A 4,308-nucleotide genomic window follows, 5' to 3' on the forward strand; every position below is an offset into this window, starting at 1 on the left:
CTGTCCGACAACCACGCCCTCCGGCTACTGCTTTACTGCTGGTACTTCTTTACTGCGGTGGCCGTCTCAAGCTGTCCGACGGCCGGGTACTGCTGTGCGGGTTTCCCCCCCAAAGGAAGCAACTGCACCTTCCTAAATCTGGGGGTAAATCGTTCTTCTCGCCGCATGCCAAAAATATAGTAGTGCTTCGAGAGAAAATCAAATCCTCAAGTTTCCGGGGTTTTTGGAGGGGTTGGACACCAAGCCAAGCGAGGTCGCTGGCTTACCGCCCGGCCCCCTCGGGATGCCCGGGGGACCTGTCTGTAGCGGCCTCACCGGCGGGCAGGTCCTGTTGGTCGGCCGGTGGTGGGCCCACCGGGACGAGGAGCTGTCGATCGCGATCCTCGGATTGCCACAAGCGAAGGCGCTACTTTAGGGCGACAAGGAATGAGTAGTCGAAGTCTCCGTAGCCGATGCTTGCGGTCAGATCCGTGGTGGGGTTCTGGTCCTGGCAACGCAGCACATAGGTCATCTGGGGCACGGAAGTCGCCGCAGAACTGCTTGGTGCGGCCGAGGGCGCACCTATGGCGCTTGATTCACAGGGATCCTTGCCGGTTCCGCTGAAGAAACTGGTATTCTCGGGTGCTTGGGCTTTGACCTGCAGGTTTCTGCCCGTGGGGTCATTGACAAACTTGTGGTCCAGGACCTTGATGGATTCCGCTGAAAAGGTTGGTTCGGCGGGGGACCGGACGCCTGAGCTTGTTGGTCCGGAATGAGCCGAACTTGTTGGGGGTCGGGAGGGGCTGGGGGGAGAACTGCTTGCAGAAGTCGTCGTCAGACCCGGTGTGGTCGGCTCGGGCGCGCGTTCCGTTGAGGTGCAAGCGCTCAGCGCAACGATAGAGAGTCCGGCCATGAGGGATCTGGCAACATGCGAGCCATTCGCAGGGGTCGGCATTTCCAAGAACACATTTCCTCCTTGTGGCCGGGACGTGCCTGAATCCTAGCAACGCAGGTATGCGGGAACCCAGGGATGGAACCGATTGTTATCGGTTTGGTTCCCCCTGAATGTCTGGGGTTGCTGCCCATCACTGATTCACGGGGCGTTCGGCAGCGTCCCGGAAGCCGGTGGTGGACGGGGCCGTGGAAGTAGGTCCGGTGATGCGGCAATCACGCCATCCACCCGGAAGCCTGCTCTTCCGCCGGCGCTTGCCGCGGTGCGGGATCGGCGGCGTGCGGGCACGGCGGGCCCTGCCGGCCAGGGCGCCGAAAACGGGAACGGCCGCCGAACCCGGTCGGAAAGGCATGAGCCATGCGTCCGTCCGACAGCCCATCAAAAAGCTAGTTTGCTAAGTATTTCCGTGTTGGAAATATTTTAGGAAGCCGTAGGGGACACGTATTGACACGACCTCCTTGGCCCACGGTGCGGGCCAGCTTCGAGGGAGGAGAGCCAGTTGAAACTCGCTGTATTCAGCCACGGAACGACTGGCCAGGGCTGGATTTGACAGGGCGCGACACCCATTCTTAGCATATTTCTACTTGCATCCGTTGATGGCTTTGACCGGCCAAGAGGGGAGGAACACGTCGCCGTTAAGCTAGACCTAGACCGAGACAAACCACCCCATTCGTTGAGGGCCCCTCTGGCATAGAGGGGCCTTCCGTTTACCCGGAACAAGTCCCTCGCCCGCCGTCGAGGTGCGGGCATCCTGCCGCCTCGGCCTACATGCCCTTGAAAACGACGAAGAGATTTCTCCCCTGATCGATGAAAACACGAAACGCCCGGCTTGGAATCCCTGGCCGGGCGTTTAATGCGATTCTATGGTGATCGGCGACAGTCCGTCAGCTTTTGGTGCCCCATGCAACTTCACGGGACAAAGGCCAACGGGCGGCCGGGCTTCCCCGTCCTAGAAGGGACGGTATTCACTCACCATGGGGCAGTCAAACGGATCCCGCGCGGAGAGGCCGACCTTGTTGAGGTGGCTGATCACCTGGGCGTAGGACTGCTTAGGGGTCGCCACCGTGTACGGAACCTTGAGCTCGTCGCAGTACTCGCGCACGATCTTTGCAACAGCCGGCAGGTTGGCTCTCGGCATCGAGGGGAACAGATGGTGCTCGACCTGGTAGTTCAGGCCGCCGTAGACATGCGACAGGATCCGGTTTCCGAAGTCGGAACGGGCCATGACGTTGCGGCTGGTGAGCACCTGCCGCGAAAAGAAGTCGATGCGCGATTCCTTGGGAATCATAGGCATCCCCTTGTGGTTGGGTGCAAACGAGGCGCCCATGTACACGCCGAAGACTGCCAGCTGCACCCCCAGGAACGCCGCGGCCATGCCCGCGGGCAGGAAGACGAACAGCACGGCGAGGTAGAGGGACAGGCGAAGGGCGATCGCTGTGATTTCCCCGGCGCGACCTTTCACCTTATTCCCGGTGACCAGGTACATCATCGAGCGGAAGTGCAGGTTGATGCCTTCAAGCGTAAGCAAGGGGAAGAACAGGTAACCTTGGCGTTCGGTGATCCACTTGAGGATACCTGTTTGCTTCTGGGCGTCCTGGACCTGGAAGGAGATGGTGTCCCATTCGATGTCCGGATCCTTGCCGATGGTGTTGGGCATGGCGTGGTGTTTGCTGTGCTTGTTCATCCACCACTGGTAGCTGATGCCCACCACGACGTTGGCCAGGAAACGGCCAATCTTGTCGTTGGCCGTAGCCGAAGTCAGGATCTGCCGGTGTGCGGCTTCATGGGTCAAGAACGCAAACTGCGTCAAGATAATGCCCAGGCCCGCGGCGATGAGCAACTGGAACCAGCTCTCGCCCAGAAGGACAAAGCCTGTCACGGCCCCGCCCAACAACACCGCCAAGATCAGGGCCGTCACCAGGTAGTGTCGCGTGCGGCGGCCCAACAGGCCGGCGTCACGTACACGAATTTTCAGGTGACGGTAATTATTGGATCCGGCGTTTCCGCGCACGCTGCGCTGCGTGGGTGCCGGAGGGAGAACTGGGGAAAGCAAACTGCTCAGGATTACAACCAATGGTACAAAGGGCGACAATTTCAGCCGAAAGAACCAAAAAAATTTTGGTTCCCACACAACAAACTGTACGGGAAAAGCCACGTGAGATCTAAAATCGTGCTCGGAACGTCCGCTTCCCGTGCTGTTCGCCGGGTCACACCGAACGAATCAGTGCCTGGTGGGAAATGCCCGGGATTGCAAAATCCTGTCGCCGCTGGGTTGGCCCGATTCACCCCGGCCAACGAATTGCCAGATGAAACGCTGATTTCCTAGGAATCGATTAAATCCCGGGAGACAAACGAGTTTGGAAAACCGCGTCGTATTCCATGACAGAGCTTGATTCGAAACTGACCTGATCTGTTCTCGGGTCTCGGCGTGCCCGTTAACGAAGATCGGCTTCCCAACCCGGATTATTGGAGTTCTCTAGATCTCAATATCCGGACAGAAAGCCGATGCGCTACGACTCTACTACAGGGCTGCCCCGCGCGCAGATCACCGAACTGATGGCGCGCGGTTCCCAGGTCCTAGCCTCCCGTTCCCAGATGTCCAAGGGACCCGGGCCGGCATGACAGCTGGGCGCTGACCGAAGTCGGCTGGGAGGAAATCCTCAAGGACCACGTCTGGCTGGCGGATCCCGCCTATATCGGCACCAACGCGATCACTCCGTTGAAGAAGCCGGCAGGCGGGGAGCTCAACGACCACGACAAGGCCTACAGCAAGCAGATCAGCCTGATCCGCTCCGCGGTGGAACGGGCCATCGCCCACTTGAAAAACTGGAAGACCCTCGCCACCGGATACCGCGCCAGGCTCACCGAACTACTCAAGGTCATCCGCGCCATCACGCGGTTGGAATACTGCCGACTCGGTTGGTGAGAATGGAGCTCTAAATAATGCTCAATGAAAATTTCATTCTGGAAGTGCCCCGGTCCGTTTTGGGCGGACCGGGGCTTTGCGCAATGCCAAACTGATGAGGTTGGCACCCGTCAGGAACTGGACTTGTCATCGTGGGATCCAGCTCCTTCGATTACTAAGAGCAGCCCGGGCCTCAATCATGACGCGAGAATCATCTTGAATATGAGGCGGGATCTTCCAAAGCCGATTTGCTCTTGATTCACACTGAGCCAGATGCAGCAGGGCTGCCCGATTCCCGGTTCAGTGCACCGTCAATAGACTGGGTGGCTAAACCGTTTCACCGACCAGTTGATCATCACCTTCCAGGTCTTCGGTCTCATCGGCCGGGACCATGCGCTTGCGCATCACGAAGTACAGCACCGCGACGACCAGGGCGAAAGGAACCCCGAAGATCATCGTCATGGTGAATTCC

General features: G+C 59.1%; 2 protein-coding genes. One reads left to right on the plus strand and one right to left on the minus strand.

Annotation, left to right across the window (positions count from 1 at the left end; all coding sequences use genetic code 11):
• Positions 1-1,880: 1,880 nt before the first annotated feature.
• Entirely contained in the window at positions 1,881-2,984 is a 1,104-nt protein-coding gene (locus ACIQLF_RS21640) for a fatty acid desaturase family protein (protein WP_400303254.1), read from the minus strand.
• Positions 2,985-3,587: 603 nt separating this feature from the next.
• Here ACIQLF_RS21640 and ACIQLF_RS21645 point away from each other — a divergent pair.
• Positions 3,588-3,857 (plus strand): transposase family protein, encoded by a 270-nt coding sequence (locus ACIQLF_RS21645; protein ID WP_400303257.1) that lies wholly within the window; start codon positions 3,588-3,590, stop codon positions 3,855-3,857.
• Positions 3,858-4,308: the final 451 nt, after the last annotated feature.

It is taken from the genome of Paeniglutamicibacter sp. NPDC091659, from assembly GCF_044756805.1.
Taxonomy (GTDB): Bacteria; Actinomycetota; Actinomycetes; order Actinomycetales; family Micrococcaceae; genus Paeniglutamicibacter.